The sequence below is a fragment of the Bradyrhizobium uaiense genome (assembly GCF_010811875.1).
Taxonomy (GTDB): Bacteria; Pseudomonadota; Alphaproteobacteria; order Rhizobiales; family Xanthobacteraceae; genus Bradyrhizobium; species Bradyrhizobium uaiense.
The window spans coordinates 1-597 of the sequence record NZ_VKHP01000561.1; the positions used below are offsets into that span (position 1 = coordinate 1).

2 protein-coding genes are annotated in these 597 nt (G+C 65.8%); both read left to right on the forward strand.

Translation table 11 applies throughout. The features are described 5' to 3' along the window. On the forward strand, positions 1-372 hold a 372-nt coding region (gene nadA, locus FNJ47_RS46475), incomplete at its 5' end, for a quinolinate synthase NadA (protein WP_163163514.1). Beyond that, the coding region (locus FNJ47_RS46480; RefSeq protein WP_163163516.1) for an FAD-dependent oxidoreductase at positions 369-597 on the forward strand (229 nt) is incomplete at its 3' end. The genes nadA and FNJ47_RS46480, both read left to right, overlap by 4 nt.

Consider the following 597-nt stretch of genomic DNA (forward strand, 5'->3'; position numbering starts at 1 on the left):
TTCACCGCCGATGACGTGCGCCAGCTGCGCGAAAACTACCCTGACATCACCGTGCTGGCGCATCCGGAATGCCCGCCCGAGGTGGTCGCTGAAGCTGACTTTGCGGGATCGACGGCCGCGATGCAGTCATTCGTCGAGACCAAACGTCCGCCGCGCGTCGTGCTGCTGACGGAATGCTCGATGAGCGACAACATCGCGGCGCGAAACCCGGATGTCGACTTCGTCCGCCCCTGCAATCTCTGTCCGCACATGAAGCGGATCACGCTGAAGAACATCCGCCACGCGCTGGAGACCAACCAGCACGAAGTCACGATCGACCCCGCAATCGCCGATCGCGCGCGCAAGAGCGTCGAAAGGATGCTGGCAATATGAGTACCGACGTTTCCGATCTCAACGGCCGCCCGGTGATCATCGGCGGCGGCGCCGCGGGACTGATGACCGCGCTGCAACTCGCGCCCGAGCCGGTCGTGCTGCTGTCGAAGTCGCCGCTCGGCGCGGAAGCCTCCAGCATGTGGGCGCAAGGCGGCCTTGCCGCGCCTGTCGGCGCAGATGACACCCCTGCGCTGCATCTCGCCGATACGCTCGCGGCAGGTGCCG